General features: G+C 56.3%; 13 protein-coding genes. 6 read left to right on the top strand and 7 right to left on the bottom strand.

Annotated elements, in window-relative coordinates:
• Nucleotides 1-57 precede the first annotated feature (57 nt).
• Nucleotides 58-687 carry a hypothetical protein gene (locus Mal52_RS18290; protein WP_145377758.1) on the top strand — a complete coding sequence of 210 codons (630 nt, stop codon included), beginning with the start codon at nucleotides 58-60 and terminating at the stop codon, nucleotides 685-687.
• 29 nt (nucleotides 688-716) lie between these two features.
• On the opposite strand, the gene Mal52_RS18285 is transcribed toward Mal52_RS18290, so the two are convergent.
• The gene (locus Mal52_RS18285; RefSeq protein WP_145377757.1) at nucleotides 717-1,745 is read right to left on the bottom strand and encodes a ferrochelatase; all 1,029 of its coding nucleotides are present in this window, start codon (nucleotides 1,743-1,745) and stop codon (nucleotides 717-719) included.
• Between the two features lie 457 nt (nucleotides 1,746-2,202).
• Nucleotides 2,203-4,116, bottom strand: a complete 1,914-nt coding sequence (asnB, locus tag Mal52_RS18280; protein ID WP_197534307.1) for an asparagine synthase (glutamine-hydrolyzing) — start codon at nucleotides 4,114-4,116, stop codon at nucleotides 2,203-2,205.
• A gap of 364 nt (nucleotides 4,117-4,480) precedes the next feature.
• Between asnB and Mal52_RS18275 the strand changes: the two genes are divergently transcribed.
• On the top strand, nucleotides 4,481-6,628 hold the full coding sequence (locus tag Mal52_RS18275) for a tetratricopeptide repeat protein (RefSeq protein WP_145377755.1): 2,148 nt from the start codon (nucleotides 4,481-4,483) through the stop codon (nucleotides 6,626-6,628).
• Between the two features lie 215 nt (nucleotides 6,629-6,843).
• A complete protein-coding gene (locus tag Mal52_RS18270) occupies nucleotides 6,844-10,776 on the top strand; it encodes a DUF4149 domain-containing protein (RefSeq protein WP_145377754.1) in 3,933 nt (1,310 codons plus the stop codon).
• A gap of 105 nt (nucleotides 10,777-10,881) precedes the next feature.
• On the opposite strand, the gene Mal52_RS18265 is transcribed toward Mal52_RS18270, so the two are convergent.
• From Mal52_RS18265 to glgA, 5 genes are all read right to left on the bottom strand, one after another.
• On the bottom strand, nucleotides 10,882-11,562 hold the full coding sequence (locus Mal52_RS18265; protein ID WP_145377753.1) for a hypothetical protein: 681 nt from the start codon (nucleotides 11,560-11,562) through the stop codon (nucleotides 10,882-10,884).
• 33 nt (nucleotides 11,563-11,595) lie between these two features.
• On the bottom strand, nucleotides 11,596-12,798 hold the full coding sequence (locus Mal52_RS18260) for an aminotransferase class V-fold PLP-dependent enzyme (protein ID WP_145377752.1): 1,203 nt from the start codon (nucleotides 12,796-12,798) through the stop codon (nucleotides 11,596-11,598).
• An 88-nt stretch (nucleotides 12,799-12,886) separates the two neighbouring features.
• Nucleotides 12,887-13,816, bottom strand: coding sequence for a ThuA domain-containing protein (locus Mal52_RS18255; protein WP_197534305.1), 930 nt, complete (start codon nucleotides 13,814-13,816; stop codon nucleotides 12,887-12,889).
• Nucleotides 13,817-13,871: 55 nt separating this feature from the next.
• Nucleotides 13,872-15,170, bottom strand: coding sequence for a Gfo/Idh/MocA family protein (locus Mal52_RS18250; RefSeq protein WP_145380703.1), 1,299 nt, complete (start codon nucleotides 15,168-15,170; stop codon nucleotides 13,872-13,874).
• Between the two features lie 97 nt (nucleotides 15,171-15,267).
• A complete protein-coding gene (gene glgA / locus Mal52_RS18245) occupies nucleotides 15,268-16,773 on the bottom strand; it encodes a glycogen synthase GlgA (RefSeq protein ID WP_145377750.1) in 1,506 nt (501 codons plus the stop codon).
• Nucleotides 16,774-16,965: 192 nt separating this feature from the next.
• Here glgA and Mal52_RS18240 point away from each other — a divergent pair, with 192 nt between their 5' ends.
• The 3 genes from Mal52_RS18240 to Mal52_RS18230 all read left to right on the top strand — a co-directional run bounded on the left by Mal52_RS18240 (nucleotide 16,966) and on the right by Mal52_RS18230 (nucleotide 20,559).
• Nucleotides 16,966-18,366 (top strand): sensor histidine kinase, encoded by a 1,401-nt coding sequence (locus Mal52_RS18240; RefSeq protein WP_145377749.1) that lies wholly within the window; start codon nucleotides 16,966-16,968, stop codon nucleotides 18,364-18,366.
• Nucleotides 18,363-19,715: a sigma-54-dependent transcriptional regulator gene (locus tag Mal52_RS18235; RefSeq protein ID WP_145377748.1), complete on the top strand. Its 1,353-nt coding sequence runs from the start codon at nucleotides 18,363-18,365 to the stop codon at nucleotides 19,713-19,715. Before Mal52_RS18240 ends, Mal52_RS18235 begins: the two co-directional genes overlap by 4 nt.
• Nucleotides 19,716-20,076: 361 nt before the next feature.
• Nucleotides 20,077-20,559, top strand: coding sequence for a thioredoxin family protein (locus Mal52_RS18230; RefSeq protein WP_197533287.1), 483 nt, complete (start codon nucleotides 20,077-20,079; stop codon nucleotides 20,557-20,559).
• Nucleotides 20,560-20,885 lie beyond the last annotated feature (326 nt).

Genomic DNA, 20,885 nt, shown 5'->3' with positions numbered 1-20,885 from the left:
AAGGGCTCGCCAAACATGTTTGATCCGTGGATAGCGCTCGCGTGGGTGTCCGGGGTAATGTTGCTGTTGTTTAGCGTGTCGATGTGGGAGAAGCATCCAATCATCGCCTACGGCCCACCGCTCGAAGGAAAATTTCCGCAAGGCCGCAGCTATTTGGTGGCTGCTCGAACCGATGCGGTGGAGTGCGGTTTGCGGGAATTGAGTCTTCACAAACATACGCGTTTCGACATTGTCGTTGCATTTTGGTTTTCACCGGATCGCGATTTTCTCGTTTCCTGCGGACACGGCAAAGTCGCCGGAGCCACAACCAAACAGACGTGGATTCACTCCCGATTGCAAAATGGAGACGTACTCGTCACGACCGACGGGTTTGACGAGGGAGACCCCTCCGGTTTGTATAAGACCAAACGGGTCGTCAAAGTCAGGTTGGCAAAGCTGATCGCGGCGCATCGCAAGCGATTGGACACCCAAGTCGATATGGTCCTACCCTTCGAGGAATCAACCGGCGACGAGGCAGCACTGAACATTCAGCGCGAACGCGCCGAGCGGTTGATTGAAAAAGGCCGCGCGCGATGGGTCGACGATGAGGAGACCGTCTGGCGATATACGATCAGCGGATCCACGCACGTTTGCCTGGGCTGGTTCGGCCAACTCTGGGCCGGCATGACACAGTGGTGGCGTGTTTGATTCGGCATCGGTGCGGGGATTGCGAACAGCTATTTCGTCGGACGCCGTTGCGGGCGGGGACAACAATCCGCCGGGCACTGATCGACAGCCGGGCCGAATTGCCCCACCGCGCGACGTTCGCTGTTAGGATCGATCCGCTCTTCAATCAGTTCGCGGATCATCTGAATAAACAACGGGTGCGTGCCGACTGTTTTGGCACGCACCATATTCAATCCGATCTCCGCACACACTCCGGCCGCTTCGTCGTCCAGGTCGTAAATTACTTCCATGTGATCGGACAAAAATCCCAGCGGCATCACGACGACCTGTTTCGCGCCGTCTGCATGCAGCGTCCGCAGGTGATCGCAAATGTCCGGCTCCAACCACGGGTCTTGCGGGCGGCCGCTACGGCTTTGATAGACTAATTGCCACCGCGCCGCATCAACACCGCACTCTTCCGCCACCAACCGGCAGTTCTCCTCCAATTGCTGCACATAATTCGATGTATCAGCCATGGTTTGGGGAATACTGTGTGCGGTAAAGGCAATGGGGCAGACGTCACGCTCCGCGGCCGGTATCTCGGCCAAGGCGGCGCGCAGATTTTCGGCGTTGGCTGCGACGAACAGCGGATGGTTATAAAACAGCCGGATTTTATCGACGACCGGCGCTGCCTCTCCCACGGTTTGTCGTGCCTGTTCGATGTCGTCTAAATATTGCCGACAGCCGGAGTATCCACCGTAACCCGCTGTGACATAAGCCAACACCCGCTGGATTCCTGCATCGGCCATTTTTTGCATCGTGTCGGCCAACATCGGATGCCAATTGCGATTGCCCCAAAAGATCGGCAACTCAATATCGTGACGTTGTAATTCCTGATCCAGAGCGGCAATCAAATCGCGGCACTGATCGTTGATCGGGCTGTACCCATCAAAATGTGCGTAATGCTCCGCCACTTCAAGCAAACGTTCACGCGGCACATTGCGGCCCCGCAGCACATTCTCGAGAAACGGGATCACGTCCTCCATTTTCTCGGGACCGCCGAACGACACAACTAAAATGGCTTGGTATTCATCCGTCACGAGGGACTATTTCCTTGCTAGGTAATGGCTGCTGTGTGGCACTCAACGCGTACTCGCTCTCAGGTTTTGTGCAACTCGGGGATTCAGGTCTCACGTAGTTAAAAAAAGCCTCACGCAAAGTCGCAAAGACCGCAAAGGGGGCACCGGGACAAATGAATTTATGAATGGTGGTGGATCGTTGGGGATATCTTTTTGAAGTCAGTTTTCTTTGATTACATTCAACGTAACCTACGCAGGTCGATGCCTTCCTTATTGACATTGCAAACTCCTTTGCGATCTTAGCGACTTTGCGTGAGGCCTTTTCCCCAGTCGTAGGGTGCGTCGCGACGCACCTTTCTCGCGTAGGACATCGAATCATCGGCAGGGACAATCGATTATAGACCGTCGGGCGATTGTTCAACCATGGATCAGCAAAATCCAAGGCCTCGCGGCGGAATATCGACGGAATCATCACACGCTATGCAGCGGCGAATTCCTGATCGCCCCACACCGACAGATTGACGATCGGCCACAACCACATTCCCGCCGCTGCTGGGTTCGAGGCCAATTCGGCCAGTGGTTCGGCCTGAAACAGGTTTCGCGCAAAGGGGCTGGTCATGAGTTTTTGTTGCACCCATGGTTGCCACGCTCCTGCGAACCAGTTGGCCACCGGCGTGGGGAAACTCGCTTTTTTGCGGCTGGCCAATTCTGTTGGCAAGCGGCGCTGCGCAATCGTCCGTAGCAGGCGTTTCGAGCGGAGGCTCCCGCGTTGTTGCAGCGACGCTGAGGAGAGGTGCGGCGCGCGTTCGTGTTCGGCGACATCGATTTTGTAGCGCATCGGCAACCGGAACATTTTGTCCACCAAGACGTGATCGGCGTACGGGACACGTGCCTCCAACCCAGCCGCCATCGTCGAACGGTCCAGACGCGAGAGCAAAGCTTCTAAATTGACCTGATGAATCACCGCTGCCTGTTTGCGGTGCGAATGTTCCCCATCCCGATCCCCAAACATCTGGTCGTAATGTCCGCGCATACAATGATCGTCTTCGGCAAGCTTCCAGGCCCAGGGTTGCAGGAGTTGAGGTTTGACCGTGGTGGGGATCAGGCTGTTGAGCGCCAAATAATGGTCCCCTTCTGAACCAAACTGCAATCGTCCGTACTGCTGCATCAACGACTCACGGCATTGGTCGGCCTCAAGCGGCGTCCCTTTGTAACTTCCCGCCTGCAGCGATTGCCCCGCTGTGAAATCGCGGCCCGACCAATGTTGCACGGCATAGCCACAGAGCAGTTCATCAGCGCCTTCACCCCCCAGAGCGACACCGACATGTTGTTTCATCCGCTCGGCGAGACGATTGATGATCACGTCCGTGGGGGTCGAGAGGGGCAGGCGTTGTTGTGCGACCAGATGTTGCCAACTCTCCAAGTAGTCCCCCGCATCCACATGGACTTCGTCGTAGTCACAGTCGAAATGGCTGGCGCAGCGGCGGGCGTATGTGAAATCGGGCGAAGCCTCATCGCCTCCTCCACAAAATGCTTTGAGCCCGCTCGTTTGCGAAGTTTGCATCATCGACAGGATGGTATTGGAATCAACGCCCCCGCTGACAAATGCCCCCACCGGCACATCGCTCGCCAAATGGCAGCGTACCGATTCTTGCAGCGTGGAGTCTAATTCCGCGGCGGCTGACTCATAGTCGATCGGGTCTTGCGATTTTTGCGGCGGCTGCCAATACCGAACAATCTCCTTACGCCCCGCTTCGGCAATCAAATACTCCGCCGGTTGCAATTGCTGGATGCCGTCGTACATTGTTTCGCGGCCCAATGTCACGCGAAACGTCGTCAGGTAGTGACTGGCAACTTTGAGGTTGGGCATCGGCGAGACGCGGGGGTGCCGGAGAATTGCTGAGACACTGCTGGCGAAGACCAAGTCCCGTCCGAGCATGGAAAAATAGAGCGGTTTGATACCGAATCGGTCGCGCGCCAAAAACAAACGGTCCGTCTGGAAATCATAGATCCCCAGCGCAAACATCCCGCGAAGATGCTGCACGCACTCTATCCCCCAGCGACGATATGCCTCCATAACCACTTCGGTGTCACACCGCGACTTGAAGCGATGCCCGGCAGCCGATAATTCGTCTCGTAATGCGTCGTCGTTGTAGATTTCGCCGTTGTAAACCAACACGCAATTGCCGTCGTCGGAGACCCAGGGTTGATGGCCGCCGGTCAGATCACGAATCGCCAAGCGGCGATGCGCGAATGCCAGATTGCGGTTCTCAAAGATGCCCGCGCCATCGGGACCGCGAGACAGCATTTCGTCCCGCATGGCTGTCAATGCGCTGCGGTCAATGTCGACCTGTTCACCCGGCTGGGCAACGATTCCCAGGATTCCGCACATCGGGGGGTACTCAAGGGGATTAGAGGGGAGGGGACAGCACGCATTCAGGCGCCTGCCTGTGCTCATTCGTTATCGACTGGTGAGAGTCGGATTTTCCGGCGAGCAGTCAATCTCCGATTTGTGCTGCCTGTGACGCGTAGGAAAGTTTGGGACAATTTGACGGCCAGGTCATTTTTGCCAGCGATTACTCCAGTTGCCTGCCAATTGCGCACGGTTTTGCTAATATCCACAGCACAGCTTCTTAGAAACATTAGCGAATCAAGATCGTCGATCTCGATTTTGAGCGTTTATGCCGTCGTTAGAGCGGGACTGCGATCTCGCACGGAATACACGCCGGTCACCGCCGGCGAAAAGGATGTCTCACATGGCCATTGACCCTTATGCACTCTGTCCTTGCGGCAGCGGCAAGAAAATTAAGTTCTGCTGCAACGACATCGTCGAGGACATGCAAAAAATCTTGTCCATGCGGCAAAACAACCAATTGCACATGGCGCTGCAATCACTCAGCCGTTTGCGGAAGTCGCTCAAAGCGGGGCATCCGGGCGAGGTCTGGGTCCGCACGACCGAGGCCACCATCCTGCTGGAAGACAATCAGTTGGATCTGGCCAAAACCGCCGTCGCCGAAGCGCTCGAGTCGCTGCCGGACAATCCACAATTGTTGGCACTTTCGGCGATCACCTCAGTCCTGGCCGACGGGTACCAAGCCTCCCAGGACATCGTGAACCGCGCCTTGCAGCAGTCAGCCGTCGAACAGCGAAACCTCATCGCCAATTTGGCATCCTTGCTGGCGCAGCATTTCATGGAAGCCAACAAAGTCATGGCGGCCCGGCAGCATTTGACATTGTCGCTGAGAATGTCAGTCGATCCAGCGCCGGTTGTCGAACAACTCTCTGCGTTTGACGGCAACCAGTCGCTGCCATTTTGGTTTCGCTCCGATTACTTTATGAAATCGGTCGATGTCGCAGAAGAATTGAAAGAGGAATACCAAGCCGCGGCGGAGCTGGAGAGCTGTGGGTGTTACCAATTGGCCGCCACTGCATTTGAAGCAATCGCCAACAAGGATCCGGAAAATTCCGGTCTGTGGTACAACACCGCACTCTGTTTGGCCTGGTCTGGCGACGAACCGGGAGCGATCGAAGCCTTCGGCGAAGCTGCCCGTACCGAAACGAATTTCGACGATGCGGTCGCCTGCGAAACCATCTGCCAAATGTTGGAACTGCTTGATCCCGAAGAGGGGATCGAGGTTTCACGAACGCTGTTTCGAGTGAAGTCCGTCTCCAAATTGCTCACCCATTGGCAGGAATGTCCCTACATTGTCCCGGGTGAATTATCTCCCGAAGAGAAAGAGAACTACGCAGCCAAACTGCAACTCATCGACCGCCCGCAGGTGCCGCAGGCTGAGTTGGAGAACATGAGTGTCGAGGAGGTGCCCAACTTGATTGGCGACATCACCGTCATCGACGCCGATGCGGACACCGACAGCCCGGCTCAAGTGCTGTTTGAATATTACGGCAAGGCTAAACTCGATTCCCAGATCTCGTTATTGACCGAAGCGGCTCAGGGCGAATTGGAGCTTGACGGGAAAACGGAAATCGTCGCCACGATGCCGACAGAAATCCATGACCTGCACCACAACTGGTACGTCGCCCCGGCCACCCCGTTGCATGCATTGCACCGCTTATCGCGCGAACGCTGGGAGCGGATTTTGGCTGAGGTGTGGCCGAATCTGCCGTTGTCCGCGCTGGATGGAAAAACTCCGCTGGAAACGGTCGGCGATGACGAATCGAAGCTCGAATTGACGGCCGCCATCAACTCGCTCGAAGCCATTTGCGATCAACAGGAATACTTTTTTGACCCGCAACCATTGCGGGAACGACTGCAGGTCCCCGAACCGACTCCGTTGGTGATCGGCGAAGAGACCGTGTTGTCGACACTCACACTTGCTGAGTTGCGGCGACTGACGATTTCCGAGTTGACCGACACGCAATTGACCCACGTGTTGCGGCGGGCCATTGTGACGAAACTTTGCTCGCTATCCTACAAGGTCTTTACGGAGATACTCACCCGGCCGGAATTACTCAGCGAAGCTGATACCAGTGCCGTCTATTCTGAGTTGGTTGGTTTGGCACGCACAAAATTCAACCGTGAAGAAGCGTTGGAATGGATCGAAAAAGGACGGGACTTTGATCGTAACCGCAATGAATCGATCGAAACACTCGCCATGTGGGACCTGCGGGAAGCCACGGTACGATTGTGGGATCTCGAAGATTCCCGGGGCCCGCAAATCCTCAAGCGTTTGTGGGAAGAAACATCCGTCAAATTGCCCTACTTAAAGAATGTCCTGCAGACACTGGTCGAAACGACCGGAATTCAACCTCCCTGGGAGAGCGGAATCATTCAATCGCCCGATGGCAGTGGCACAGCTGGCGGAGAGGTCTGGACGCCGGGCGCCCAATCAGGCGACCAGTCCGGCGAGGAAAAGTCGAAATTGTGGATTCCCGGCCAGGATTGAGCGCAAGCATGAGCATGATTGTGGGCAGTTTGGGCCGATTTCGGAATTCGCCTGCTTGTGCCAATTTCGGGGTTTCCCGGTAACGATTGAGACGGCGGGAACTCTCTGGGCTTGATTGTCGTCCCATCAGGTACGATATAATACATTGTGAGGCACATCACGGGGCTCCCGTCATGTGACCTGGGCCACGCTCGCACATCTCAACCGGGTGAACTATGGCGACGACAGAACATTCAACGGTCGACAAACCTCAGCAGTATGTCGATTTTGACGAATATGTCGGATTCCACGTGTCGCGCACGCAATCCGGGATCAAATCCACCGAAATCCTCACGACATTGGGTTGGATTGGGACGCTGGGATTGGGCTATCTGCTGATCTTTACCGTCCTGGACCATTGGTTCATTGATGGTGGTTTCAGCCGATTCGCCCGCATTAGTCTCTTGCTCACCGCAGTTACGGTGGGAGTCGGCTGGTTTGTCTGGCGGGTCGTCGTTCCGTACATGCGGAGCATCAATTCGCTTTACGCAGCCCGACAGATCGAACAGTCGACCCCCTCGCTCAAAGGGGGGCTTGTGAATCTGGTCGACCTACAAAATACCAATAAGCCGATTCCCGAACATGTGCGAATCGCCATCGAAAAACATGCCGCTTTGGAATTGTCGCATGTCGACATCGATCAAGCGGTCGATCGTCGCCCCTTGATGCGGGTCTCCTACTTGTTGCTGGTGATCGTGTTCGCATGCTGTTTGTATGCCTTGCTCTCTCCGAAGGATATCCTCGCCTCGGTGAAGCGAGCCCTGTTACCGACTTCGGCGACGGCTCCCCCTACGCAAACGCGCATAACCGATGTCGAACCGGGGAACGTCACCGTCGTCGCCCGCGAAAGCGTGACGGTGAAGGCCAACATCGGCGGCCGCACGCCGGAGCATGTGACGCTCTATTATTCGACCAGCGACCGCAAGTACGTCGACGAACCGGTGCCGATGGAACAACCCGATGCAGAGTTGCCCGCATTCGTCGCAGAATTGTCCGGCGAAAACGGACGCGGACTGCTGGAGAACATGACCTACCGCATCGTCGCCGGCGACGCGGAAACCGAGGATTTCCAAATCACGGTGGTCAAACCACCCTCAGCGACGGTCAATTCGGTTGCGTATGAATTTCCCTCCTATATGGAAATGGAAAACCGCACCGAGCCAACAGGGCATATCAGCGCGCATGAGGGAACGCTGGTGCGCATCAAGGCTGAAGCCACAATCCCGGTGTCGACCGCAAAAGTCGTCTTCGTCGAGGGCGACCAGCCGACCGGCGAAGAAGTCCGCGTGACGATTACCGACGGTACGCAATTGTCGGCGGAGTGGAAATTAGAATTCCGCAACGACGGGAGTTTCGCCCCCCATTATTGGATTGAATGCAAAACCGAAGACGGCCGCGCCGATCCCGATCCGACACGCTACAACGTCGTCATCAAACCCGACCTCGAACCGTTGGTGGAATTGTTGGCGCCGCAACGCGACTTGCAGATGCCGGCCAATGGGATTATTCCGCTCTCATTTCGCGCTGCCGATCCCGATTTCCGCCTGCGTTCGGTCCGACTGATCGCAATGAAAGATGGCAGCGTGATTGTCTCTGATCCGCTGATGGACGAAGACAATCCCCGCAAGACCCTGCAAGGCCGGTTTGATTGGAAATTGGAGCCGCTCAAGCTCACCCCCGGAGAGCGGTTGACGTTTTATCTGCAGGCTAAGGATAACCGCACGCCATTGGCGAACACGAATCAGACCACCCGATTGAACGTCGATATTATCGAGCCGGTCACCGAGGAAGAAGCGCAACAACAACTCGAAGAAGAAAAACAAAAACAGCAGGAGCAGGAGCAAAAGCAAGAAGAGGCGGAACAACAGCAAGACCAACAACAAGAAGAGCAGCCCAAGCAAGAGGGGCAGCCCGAAGAGGGAGAACAGGGCCAAGACGCAGCGGAACAAGGCGATCCGGAGGAAGGGGAGTCGGGAGAAGGCGATCCCGGTGATGAACAGAGCGAAGACGGGAAACCCTCGGACGAGCAATCCGAATCGGGCCAGGGGGGAGACGCAAAGTCGGACGCAGACGACTCTGGGGATCAATCCTCAGATACTCAATCTGGAGATTCCGGCGATTCCGGAGACTCGGGAGAAGGGGAACAGAAACGTCCCTTGGATCCGGAAAATCAACAAGACCAAGAAGAAGCCCTGAAGAGGATCTTCGATCGCCAAAAGGAAAAAGAACAACAAGAAAAACAGTCGAACCCAAAACCCAACGAGAAGGGCGAAAAACAAGAGGGCGAAAAACAGCCGCAGCCTGGCGAACAGTCTGAGGGCGACCAATCCAATCAGCAGGATGGGGATTCCTCGCAAACGGGTGATCCGAGCCAAAACTCTGACTCCTCCCAGGACCAAGGCAAGCCCCAAGGAGACCAGCCGCAAGCAGGCGATCCCGGTGGCGAAAACGGCGACACGGATGAGAATCCCGGCGACAACACGCAACCCGAGAACGATCCGAATTCCAACAGCAACTCTCCCGGCAAGGGAACCGATCAGCCCAAACCGGATGCGGATTCGGGCGACGGAACTCAAACCGACGATGAGCCTGATCCCAAGAATCCCGGCCAACAAGTCGACAATGTCGAGGGGACTGAAGAAACTGCCGCTGAAGACAGTAATGCCAAGAAAACCGATGCCACCGGAGAAGAAACTGGAAAAGGCAAAGCGGTCGAGGACCAAGATGCCGTAGAGGCCCAGAAAAAACTCGATCGCGAAGGAGAGAAAAACGACGCCGGCCGCAAACCGGGCGATCCCAATGCCAAACCCCAGGCCGATGAACAGGGGGATCCCGACGACCCCGCTGCTGATCAGGCGAAACCGAAACCGGGCGACTCCAAATCCTCAGAGCCAAAGGATAACAATGATGAACCGGAGGCCAAGCCTGGCGAAGGCACGGAGTCGCCACCGGAACAAAAATCGGACGCCATAGGAGAAGACCCCAAAGGCCAAGGTGAGAAGAAGGAGCATGTGCCGGAAGCCGAAAACGGAAACACTGGGAAAAAGGGCGAACCCACCGAACCGAACGCCAAAGCCCCCGAAAAACCGCAGCCGAACAGCGCTGACGATGCGCAGAAAGCTGACGATGCGCAGAAAGCGGAACAACCCAACGAAGCCCCACCGAGCGACCAACCCCAACCGGGTAAACAACCTCAAGACCCACCGGCCGAAACCCCCGAGACTCCACCAAGCGACAAACCCGAAGGACAGGGTGGTGATCAACCGGGAGGGGAATCGGGAGAAAGTCCAGATGGTAAACCGGGAGACAACCCGGGAGATAAACCGGGTGACAAAGCGGGGAAACCCTCTGACAGTGAAGGCCAACCCGGTTCCGAATCCGATGGTGGAGCCGAGGGAGAGAAAGGCGGCGATCAATCGGCCAAACCGGGTGAGTCGTCGTCCAAGAAACCGGATGGGGAGTCCGACCAATCGGGACAAGAAAGTGGTTCAAAACCAGGAAAGGCATCCGAATCCCCGTCCGGCGAAACCGGCGGCGGTGCCTCATCTGCACCCCAGGGAGACGCTGCATCGGACGAAGACGCACCCAATGCCAATGCCGGTGCCGATGGCGAAGCTGATGGAGATCAAGCTAACGGAAAAGGGGAAGGCGAAGGAAAAAAATCCAAACCTCCTGCTTCTGGCGAACAGGCGAATTTGGATTACACCAAAAAGGCCACGGAATTGGTGCTCGACAAAATCCAAGGAGATATTGAGCGGGGCGAAGTCGACGAGAAACTGCTGGAAGAACTCGGCTGGACCGAAGAACAGTTGCAAGAATTCTCCGACCGGATGCAAAACAAGTTGCAGCGACTGGAAGAAAAACCAAGCGACACCCCCGCTGCGATTGCCGAACGGCGGCAATTCGAAGAGATGCTCAAGGACTTAAATCCAGAAACGCAAATCAAGAAGCGATCGAGTACCACCGAAAACGAACAACGCGTAAAACAATTCGACGCCAAGACCCGCAAGAAAGTCCCGCTGACCTACCGCCAGCGACTAAGAGCCTACACCCGCAGCCTCTCGAAAGACGCAAACGCAAAAACCGCGAAGCCAGACTCAAAAAAATAAGCCGAAACTCGTAGGTCATGCTGTGCATGACAGTGCGAATTCTGGCTCCAATTGCGCGTTGTTAATTTTCACCACCGAGGAAAACCGCGGCCCGTAAAAATAGCCCTACGCCGGCTTTTTTTGATTAGGATATCCGATGTCGCGCAAATCATCGGCCAAATCTTCGAGCCTCAAGTTTGAATTGATCGCCGAAACTAATTCATTTGATAACGGCTGATGGCGATAGACCGCCGCTACCGCGTCGCGGGTCAAGCCGGACGTGTCATTCCACGCCTCTTGGTAATATTCTTCCGCCCATACATAGTATGTCTCGGGAGTACCATCGAGAATGGAAAGTAAATCTCCCGAACCATCGGGGTCGCTGCCAGCGGGGAACTTCAAGTCGTCAAGTTGCCATTCACGGCCGTCGTGGTATCTCCAAATACAGAACGTCGTGCTGGCAATATCAAACGCAGGTTCATTTAAGCATTCCGAGAACTCGGGTGGGACGTTCGAGAACAATCCCGGCCAGAGCTTAGGCGGATTGTCACGGCACGGCGTCATTAAAGCTTCGTGAGCGAAACCCTTTAAGAAACAGCCGTGTTGGTTAAACAATGCATAGAATTCGTCTCCAGAACCGTTGCGCATCGAACCCCATTCCTCACCGAAAGCCCAATGGCAATTGAAAGAATAGTAACGGTATTGCCAATCAGGACTTAGTATCGCATCTAGCATTGCCAGCGATTGAAGTAGTCGCCGCAAACTCGACACATCAGGTAATCCCGTCAGATCACGTGTTGAAATCATTCTCTGCGGCCCTCTGCGAACTCTGCGGTAAATCTAATGCCCGCCCAAACAATGTATAATCGCCGCTCCAACCGCTGTCGCCGTATCATCCGTCAGATGCAGCGGCTGAATCACCAACACCCCTTCGCGAAGTTTCCCATGCCCCACGAAGACCCGTGGGCTGCCGGCTCGCAATTCACGGCAAACATCGAAGGCGGTTTTGCCGAGCGTCGATTCGTCGATTTCGATTTCCAACTGCGGTGCAGATTCGCCGTTGCTGCTTGTATGCAATCGGCAGGCACATGGTGCGTTGGCGAGGGAGTCGGCGATGATTTGTAGACGGCGGTGGTCGTCTTCTAGCCATCGGTCGTACGCCCCACTGGTGAAGAGTTCCAGTGCGGTGAGCAGGGCGACGATTTCCTCTTTGGAGACTTTGTACCCACGGCCAAATCCATGCCGCGGTACGCCGGGAAGTTTGTCGCGGTCGATCAACTCCGGAGGCGGGTCCCACAATTCGGGATGGTCGTCCATGTCGAGAAACTGCAGCGCCGCCGCACGAATCAAATCACCCCGTCCAGCCAGGATGCCCGTCGACTGCGGCCCACGAATCGCCTTGCCGCCGCTAAAGGCAACCAAATCCGCGCCCGTGGCAATCAACGAGGTGAGGTGCACGCGCGGCGGCAATTCGCCAGCAGCATCGACGAGTACCGGTAATTTGTGGCGATGCGCCATCGCAGCCAGTTCGCTCAAATCGGGACGCGACGTCGGCGAAAAGGAATAGATGATCCCCACCGTTTGCGGCGTGATCGCCGCTTCGTACTCCCAAACCTCGGTCCGCCGTACACCGGCATTGGCGACGATTTCATTGAAGCCCACCTCAACCAAGCGCGCCCCCGAAGCGCGAACGGCATGGTCGTAGCCGCTGCGCTGTTCGCGGGCGATGAGAACAGCGCAGGCAAAATCATCGCAGTGCGGCAGACGTTCCATTTTGCCCAGATCGTCGCCGGTGATCATGGCTGCGCTACCCAAGGTTAATGCTGCTGCGGCGCCGGCGGTAACGATCCCCGCCTCCGCGCCGGTTGCAGCAGCAATTCGCCGGGAAGCGGCTGCTTGCAGTTCCTCCAACGACACGCAATCACCGGCCGCTGCGACAAATGCGTCAAGCACCGGTTGCGGCATCGGAGCACCTCCCAGTCGTGTGACAGCGCCGGTCACGTTGATGACGGGGGTGACTCCTAAGTCTTCATAAATGCCCACTTGAGCTACCTCATGGAAAAAAAGCCGACGGTTGTCACCATCGGCTTGGAGTGCGGTTGAATTCTCGGCGGCGACTGTTGCGCCGTCGTTACGATTTTTTCGCCGGGGCCGGAGGCATCGTGGCAAATTCCGGCGTGACTTGGCGGAGATTCGGGGTGATGTCCGCATTGACGTTCCCCGTGGCCCAGGAGAGTGCGCCGAGTATCAAATTCTGGAAAATCGGATTCGTCCAGACGTCGGCGCGGTGTCCCATCGAAGAATAAAATACGCGGCCCTTGCCATGTTTCCGCGCCCAGGTGGCGGGGAAGTTCGGCCGGTCGTAATCGCTGCCCTTCATGCCTGCTGTTTCTTGAATCAAGACCACATGCAGGTCATCAGCGAAATTCTTCAGGCTATACCATTCGTCATGCATCTCGAACGATTTGCTGCGGTCTTCCAGTCCCGGGAACTTGGGGTCAGCGATGACCATTTTGGCGACTTGTTGCGGACCATGCTTGATGAACTCGCCGCCGATCATTTCGATATACGGATCGCGATTCGGCTGGTTGACGAACTGGTTTTTGCCGTAGTGCTCCGGCGAATGATACGTGTCGGACGCGCTATGCGTGGCAACAAAGCCTTTGCCATCCTTGATCGCCTGCAAAAACGCCGCTTTGCCTTCCGCCGATACGGGCGGGGACTCGTCGCGGCTTTTGGATTGGCTCAAGTCCCCTTGCGTGTAGAAGAAAAACGCGTCGTACTTGGCGATATTCTCGGGGGTGAAAATCGAACCATCCTTGGTGGCATAAACATCAAAGCCATGTTTTTGGCCCAGATCCATCAACACCAATTCCGCCGGTCCATACTCCGCTTTGTCGCGGCTGACCGATGCATGTTGGTAACCCTCGCTACGGGTATACATCAAAACTTTGCGGCGCTTGCCTGTTTTGTCATCCGCCCATCCAGCGGGAAACGATCCCAACCCATAAGTCGAAGCAGCAGCCGCCGTAGCAGCCAACATCTCACGGCGATTGAACATAATAATTAATCCCTAGGTATTTGATGATAAAAGCAATAATCTACTGCCTACTAAATCACACTTCCCACCCCGCACGATATTCCTTGTCCAACAAATCGTTCGCCTGCGCGTTGTTGGTGATCTTCATGCTCTGCGGGTCATAGTGAACCATTTCCCCGGTGCGGTAAGCCACGTTACCCAACAGCACGATTTCGGTGAACGGGCCGGCGTAGTCAAAGTTGCTGCCGGTCGGGCTGCCGGTTTTGCAGGCGGTAATCCATTGTTGATGATGGTGCGTCTGGGAGAACGTCTCGGCATTCTCCGGAGTGAGGTCTTTCTTCTCATCCCCTGTGAACAACGTCGGATATTTCCCATGCGGGCAGGCAATTTGTCCGTCGTCGCCGATCAGCAAACTGCCATTCATCGGCAACCGTTCTGCGACCTCACCGGTCGGCCGGGCTTCACCTTCGTACCAATAGATGGTGCAGGGGGGCAGATCACCCCGGGCGGCAAATTCAAACTTGGTGATCATTTCCGTCGGACCGCTGGCAGGCAACACCGCGGGACCCGTCGACGTCACCTTGACCGGTCCGCCCAGATTGAGTGCCATGAAGACCGGATCCATCAGGTGGATGGCCATGTCGCCAATCGCACCGCAACCAAAATCCCACCAACCCCGCCAAGCGAAGGGGACGTAGGCGGGACTGTAAGCCCGTTCCGCTGCCGGTCCCAACCACAGATCCCAATGCAGGTCCTTGGGAACCGCCGGCTGATCTTGCGGGACGGTTTGTCCTTGTTTCCACCATCGGCCCGGACGGTCGGTGATGACGTGGGCTTCGCGGACCGGGCCGATGGTGCCTTGCTTCACCAAATCGATCATCTTCACGTAGCCGGGATGTTCGTGATTTTGCGTCCCCATTTGCGTGGCGACACCCATCTTGCGTGCGGTTTCGGTCAGCAAACGGGCTTCGCGGACGGTGTGCGTCAGCGGTTTTTCGCAATAGACGGGAAGCCCCCGTCGTAACGCACGAATGGCGGCCGGAGCGTGGTGATGGTCCGGCGTGGCGATCACCACGCCGTCCAGATCTTCCTGCTGCAACAATTCGCGGTAGTCGGCATATTTCTTGGCCGACTTGTGGTTTTCCGCCGCCTGCCCCAACCGTGTGTCGTCGACGTCGCACAGGGCGACAATGTTTTCAGTGGCCACGTTGTTCAAATTCGCTCGGCCACGACCGCCCACGCCGATCACACCAAGATTGAGCTTTTCGTTCGGAGACTTGGCAGCTTGCAGCCCTTGAGTCCCGCTGACCCATAGGGCGGTTCCCAGAGCAGAAGTTTTCAGAAAATCGCGGCGCGAGGTTTGGCTGTGTCTCATGAGAGTCCTCAATCGGGGGATTATCGTGTCGAAGGCCGTGGTAGCCCTTCGGGGGGAATCAATATATCACGATACCCGAATCGGTGGGGCCTGTCGACTATTCAGCCGTTGTCGCAGCCATGATCCCCTGACGTTGGATTGCTTGTTGATAGACGTCGACATAGCGACGAGCACTGTTTTGCCAAGACCAATCGGCCGACATCCCAGTAGCGACCAATTGCCGCCATTGTTGTCGATCCTGGTAGGCGGCTAATGCACGTTGCAGCGCCGATGCGAGCGCCTCCGGGCGATAGTCCACAAACGAAAACCCGTTGGCGGTGCCGGACCGCACGTTCTCCGGCGTCGCATCCACGACCGAATCCGCTAACCCCCCCACAGCCCGAACAATCGGGACCGTGCCGTACACTAAGCTATACATCTGATTCAGCCCACACGGTTCAAACCGACTCGGCATCAGGTACATATCACTGCCCGCTTCGATCTGGTGCGCCAGTGCTTCGTTGAAGCCAACCGTCACGGCGACCTTGTCGGGAGACTTCGCGGCCAGTTGCGTGAGATACTCCTCGTATTTCGCATCGCCGGTGCCCAAAAATACCAATTGCAGATCCTGGGCCAAGATGTCATCGATGCAACCGGCGATGATATCGAATCCTTTTTGGTCCGCCATCCGCGACACCATGCCCAAGACCGGTGTCTCGGCCCGCTGCGGCAGTCCCATCCGTTCTTGCAAAGCGGCTTTGCAGGCGGGTTTCCCGTCGGCGACGGTTGCGGCATCGTAATTCTGCGCGAGATGCGGATCGATTTTGGGATTCCATTGCGACATATCTACCCCGTTGAGGATCCCCACCAATCGGTCGGCGCAATGCGTGAGAACCGAATCCAACCCCGCGCCGTTGGCTTCCCCTTGAATCTCCTGCGCGTACGTGGGACTGACGGTGGTGATGTAGTCACTAAAGGCGATGCCGGTTTTTAGCAGATTCAGATGGCCGTAGAATTCCATTTCCTTCCAATTGAAATGCTTCCAGTCCAATCCGGTCAGCAGCATGTCCCAATGCCAAAACTGCCCTTGAAAGGCCAAATTGTGAATCGTGAGCACCGAGCCGGTTTGTGCGAACTCCGCAGTCTTGGAGTATTCCAATTTGAGCAGCGCTGGGATCAGTCCCGTCTGCCAATCGTTGGCATGCACGACATCGGGCCGCAAATCGAGCATGCGTGCTGCTTCCAGGACCGCACGAGAAAAGAAGACGAACCGTTCGCAATTGTCCTGATAGTCGGCATTATTTTCGGTGTACAGTTCTGGACGGTCGAAATAGAGCGGTTGATCGATGAGGTACACACCGACGTCGGAGTCGGGCAGCTCTGTGCGGAGCACCCGTCCGCCCCGAGTTTTTCCGCCAATCGGGACCGACAAGTCGAATCCTGTCGAGGTCATCGGAAAGTCCGCAGCGGCGCCGGTGGATTGTTTTTGTTGATAATAGGGCAAGAACAGCGAGACATCATGCCCCAATTCCTGCAACGCCTTGGCCAGTGCCGTGGTCACATCGGCCAATCCACCCGTTTTGGCAAAGGGAACGGCCTCTGACGTAGCGATTACGATATTCATCGATCAATTTCTCGGAGAAGTGAAACGGTAGCATCGTGCGAGCGGGAGTTTACCAGAACGTCGCAGCGCCGACTATTCTGCCGGGACTGCCAGTTGAAGCCTAAAACTACCCTCTTTTAACGCTACCAACCGATGGCGACTCATCTATAATAAAAAAATAGGAGAGTTTGTCCGCACAAATCTGGAGCTGTTTTGAGTCACGACGAGGCCTTGGGCCGCACATCCAACGATACTCCCCGGTGGGATCTAGCCGCCGAGACGATCACCGTCCGCATTCGCTGGTTCGGTTTGTGTGTGGGGTACGCGCTGGTGAACGTGCTGGAACGGGATATCCACAATCACGCGGTCATGAACGCCATCCTCACGCTGGGGGCCGTCTATGCGCTGTTGGATACCGTCTGGAGCATTCGCGGAAGAGTCTTTCTCAGCAGGGCGCCCTTGATCGTGGCGGTGATGGAAGCCGTTTTTATTGGCCTGCTGTGTTATTTTGATCAAGGGGCCGAAAGTCCCTTCCGGTATTACTACTTTTTGTCCTTGCTGGTTTTCGCCCTGCGTTATTCGCGGTGGCTGACCTATTCAACCTTTACGCTACACAGTTTGAGTTTTGCGACGCTGGTCCTGGTCAATCGCGTTCCCGGTCCCGATGGGGGCATGCATCTGGTGGCTGGGTCTGGCGAAACGTTGTTGTTGATGTTGATTTTCATGGGGTGGGTGACTTGGGCGGGAACCTCGTTGGGGGGATTATTGCAAAACGCCGGCGGCCGGCTCCGGCAGATGAACGACAAATTGACGCAAAATCAATTGCTGCTGGAGCAACGGATCGCCGAGCGGACACAGGAACTCCAGGAGTCGCAGGCCCAATTAGTCCAGCAGGAGAAGCATGCCGCTTTCGGCCTGTTGGCAGCGGGCATCGCGCACGAAGTCGGCAACCCATTGGCGGCCATCAGTTCGTTAGTGCAAATGCTCAATCGTCGACCGACCGATGAATACACCCGCGAAAAACTGAGCCTGGTCGATGATCAATTGCGACGGATCCAACGCACTTTGCGGGAATTGGTCGATTTCAGCCGCCCGGCCACCACACAAAAATCGAAATGCGACATCCACGAAATCATTGATGCCGCTTTAAATATCGCCAAGTACTACAAACGCAAAAAAGGAAAAAAGATCGTTACTCGCTACGCTGAGGGGATCCCCTTGTTGCGGGCAGCGCGGGATCAATTGGTGCAAATCCTGTTGAATTTGATCCTCAACGCGATGGATGCCACCGACGAGGGCGGGACGATCGAAATCTCCACACAACTGAAGGATGGCACAATCGAAGTTGCCATCAGCGACGACGGTCATGGAATTTCCGCGGAGAACCAACAGCGGATTTTTCAACCGTATTTTACGACCAAAGAGACCGGCACCGGTTTGGGATTATTTGTTTGCCGCGGAATCATTGAGCAGGCCGGCGAGGGACGGATTGAACTGCGCGAGAGTTCTTCGGCGGGAACGACATTCGTCGTGTATGTGACCTGCGAAGTCGTCCGCGCGCATCCTGATGTCTTGGAATCAGAAGCCGTTAGAACGGAAATGACAACACCGTGAAAAAATTACCCGCAATTTTGATCGTCGAAGACGAGGTCGTGATTCGCACGACACTCAGCGAGTTTCTCACCAGCGAAGGATTCGACGTAGCTGAGGCGGCCAACGTCGGCGAGGCACTCGCCCTGGCGCAGCAACGCGACTTTCAAGTGGCGCTGTGCGACGTGCAGCTCCCCGACGGCGACGGCATCGCGTTGCTCAGGCGGTTGCAACAACTCGATCCCAACCTGTTTGTGCTGGTGATCACCTCTTACGCCACCGTCGAAAATGCGGTCGAGGCGTTTCACGCCGGGGCAGCCGACTACCTCGTCAAACCGGTCTTATTCGAGGACTTGCGTCACAAAATCGACCGGCTGTTTCGGTTCAGGCAGTTGTACGTTGAGAACCAAGCCTTGCGCCGCGAATTATCACGGCAAGACTCCTTTGGCGAAATCGTCGGCAGCAGCATCCCCATCCGCGAAGCCCAGGCATCAATCCGTAAAATCGCGGTCACGCGCTCCAACGTGCTGTTGGAGGGAGAAAGCGGCACGGGTAAGGAACTCTTTGCCCGCGCCATCCATCGCGCCGGACCGAATGCCTCGGAACGTTTCCTGGCTGCCAACTGCGCAACCATGCCGGTTGAGTTGCTGGAAAGCCAACTCTTCGGCCATCGCAAAGGCGCCTTTGCCGGAGCGGAGTCCGACCAACAAGGCGTGTTCCACCACGCCGGCGAAGGGACCGTCTTTCTCGATGATGTCGCCCAACTTCCTTTAGGGACGCAGGCCAAATTGTTGCGCGTGATCGAACATCAAGAAGTCGTTCCGCTCGGCGGCGTCGAACCGCAATCCATCTCCGCCCGCATCGTCGCTTCCACAACCCGCGACTTGGCCCAGGAAGTTTCCGAGGGGCGCTTTCAGGAAGATTTGTTCTACCGACTCAATGGCGTAAAAATGCGGATCCCGCCGCTCCACGAACGCCTGGACGATATCCCCGAACTGGTCGATTCGTTTCTCGGCAAACATACGGCCAAAATGGGCAAACGGGTCAGCGGCGTCGACAGCGAAACCATGCGGCTACTGATGTCGGCCCGCTGGAAAGGCAATGTCCGGCAACTCGACAACGCCATCGAACGAGCCGTGATCATGTGCGAAGGGACCCAAATCCGCCCGCAGGACCTGCCGCCGGATCTCTTGGGCGTGGGCCAACTATTGCCCGCCACCGACGACCTCCGCTCGGCCCGCGAACACTACGAACGCCTCCACATCTCCCGAGTCCTACGCCAATGCCCCGACAAACGCGAAGCCGCCAAACGACTGCGGCTGGGACTGTCGAGCTTGTATCGCAAGATTGAGGATTTGGGGATTGAGGTTTAGGCTGGCACATTCCGTCGGGCAAACGCTACCCCGCGCCTACCCTCGCAACTTCCGACTCCGCTAGAGGACAGATGCGCATGCACCCTCACATTTTAGGATAAGCGCACGCGATCGCCGCTCCCTCCTAAAACGTTGGCAACCGAGGTGATTTCTCCAAAGATCACCAGCTTTTCGCCCTGTTTCCGCATTTCCCACCCTCTTGGTGAAGATTCTCACACAGCCTTGCCACCGTGCGCACCGATATAGAGTGCATAACCGGAATGCATGTCCCCACCACTGTCGCGAAATGAGATGCCGCGCGGGCCGAGGGGCGCTTACCGATATTTATTCTTCGTTGAGACCTACCCAGGGGATGACTGTCATGGATCGACGCCCACTGGCCAAATTCTGTTTGGCACTACTCGTCTGCTTGACCGCGACCACCGCCGTTACAGCCGCTGATAAAGCAGCGGCCAAAAAAGTGGATTGGCAACCCAACCTCACGGCAGCGCACAAGCAATCTCTCAAAACCGGCAAACCGATCCTGTTGGTCTTCGGTGCCGATTGGTGTTTCTTCTGCCACAAGTTGGAACGAGAGACGCTGAACGAAGCCAATATGGCGAAGTTCATCAACAGCAACTTTATCGCGGTGAAGCTGGATCTGGAAAAGGACGAGGAGGCCGCTAAAATCCTCAAGGTGAAATCGCTGCCGGCAACAATCGTCGTCAATTCCGACGCCGATATGCTGGCCAACATCGTCGGCTACCAAAAATCGGAAAGCTATGCGAAAAACTTGCGGACCGCCTTGCGCATGCACCAAAAACTGCGACAAGTCTCCGCTGAAAAAACGACGACAACGAAATAGTCGTTCCGTGCATGACGAGCTATTGGTGGGGCCCCGTTTGGGTTAGCGGGCCCTCACCCCCGGCCTCGTTCCCGGAGCAATAAATTGCATTTCGCCGCCGTGGGGAAACAATCACAGGGTGGCAGCGATTGCCAACGGCAATCGGTGTGCCGTAGGCACAAGACGCAGCAATTTCAGCTGTCCTTGCCCACGAGACTCTGCGGAGCGCCGCGTGCATTGGTTGCGTGAGGGCTCGCCGTGGGGTGCCACTGGCTTTGCCATTGTTTTGTCGGTGGTATCCAGATTTGGATTTGCACCGGCAAAGCCAAATGTCACACAACTCCCCA

It is taken from the genome of Symmachiella dynata (genome assembly GCF_007747995.1).
GTDB lineage: Bacteria > Planctomycetota > Planctomycetia > Planctomycetales > Planctomycetaceae > Symmachiella > Symmachiella dynata.
This window is presented reverse-complemented; position numbering and strand designations above follow the sequence as displayed.

Bases quoted from the DNA above. Each gene is read 5' to 3' on its own strand.
- Mal52_RS18290 (WP_145377758.1), top strand. From the start codon at position 58: ATGTTGCTGTTGTTTAGCGTGTCGATGTGGGAGAAGCATCCAATCATC.
- Mal52_RS18255 (WP_197534305.1), bottom strand. From the start codon at position 13,816: ATGTTCAATCGCCGTGAGATGTTGGCTGCTACGGCGGCTGCTGCTTCG.
- Mal52_RS18270 (WP_145377754.1), top strand. From the start codon at position 6,844: ATGGCGACGACAGAACATTCAACGGTCGACAAACCTCAGCAGTATGTC.
- Mal52_RS18230 (WP_197533287.1), top strand. From the start codon at position 20,077: ATGGATCGACGCCCACTGGCCAAATTCTGTTTGGCACTACTCGTCTGC.
- Mal52_RS18265 (WP_145377753.1), bottom strand. From the start codon at position 11,562: ATGATTTCAACACGTGATCTGACGGGATTACCTGATGTGTCGAGTTTG.
- asnB (WP_197534307.1), bottom strand. From the start codon at position 4,116: ATGTGCGGAATCCTGGGAATCGTTGCCCAGCCGGGTGAACAGGTCGAC.
- glgA (WP_145377750.1), bottom strand. From the start codon at position 16,773: ATGAATATCGTAATCGCTACGTCAGAGGCCGTTCCCTTTGCCAAAACG.
- Mal52_RS18275 (WP_145377755.1), top strand. From the start codon at position 4,481: ATGGCCATTGACCCTTATGCACTCTGTCCTTGCGGCAGCGGCAAGAAA.
- Mal52_RS18250 (WP_145380703.1), bottom strand. From the start codon at position 15,170: ATGAGACACAGCCAAACCTCGCGCCGCGATTTTCTGAAAACTTCTGCT.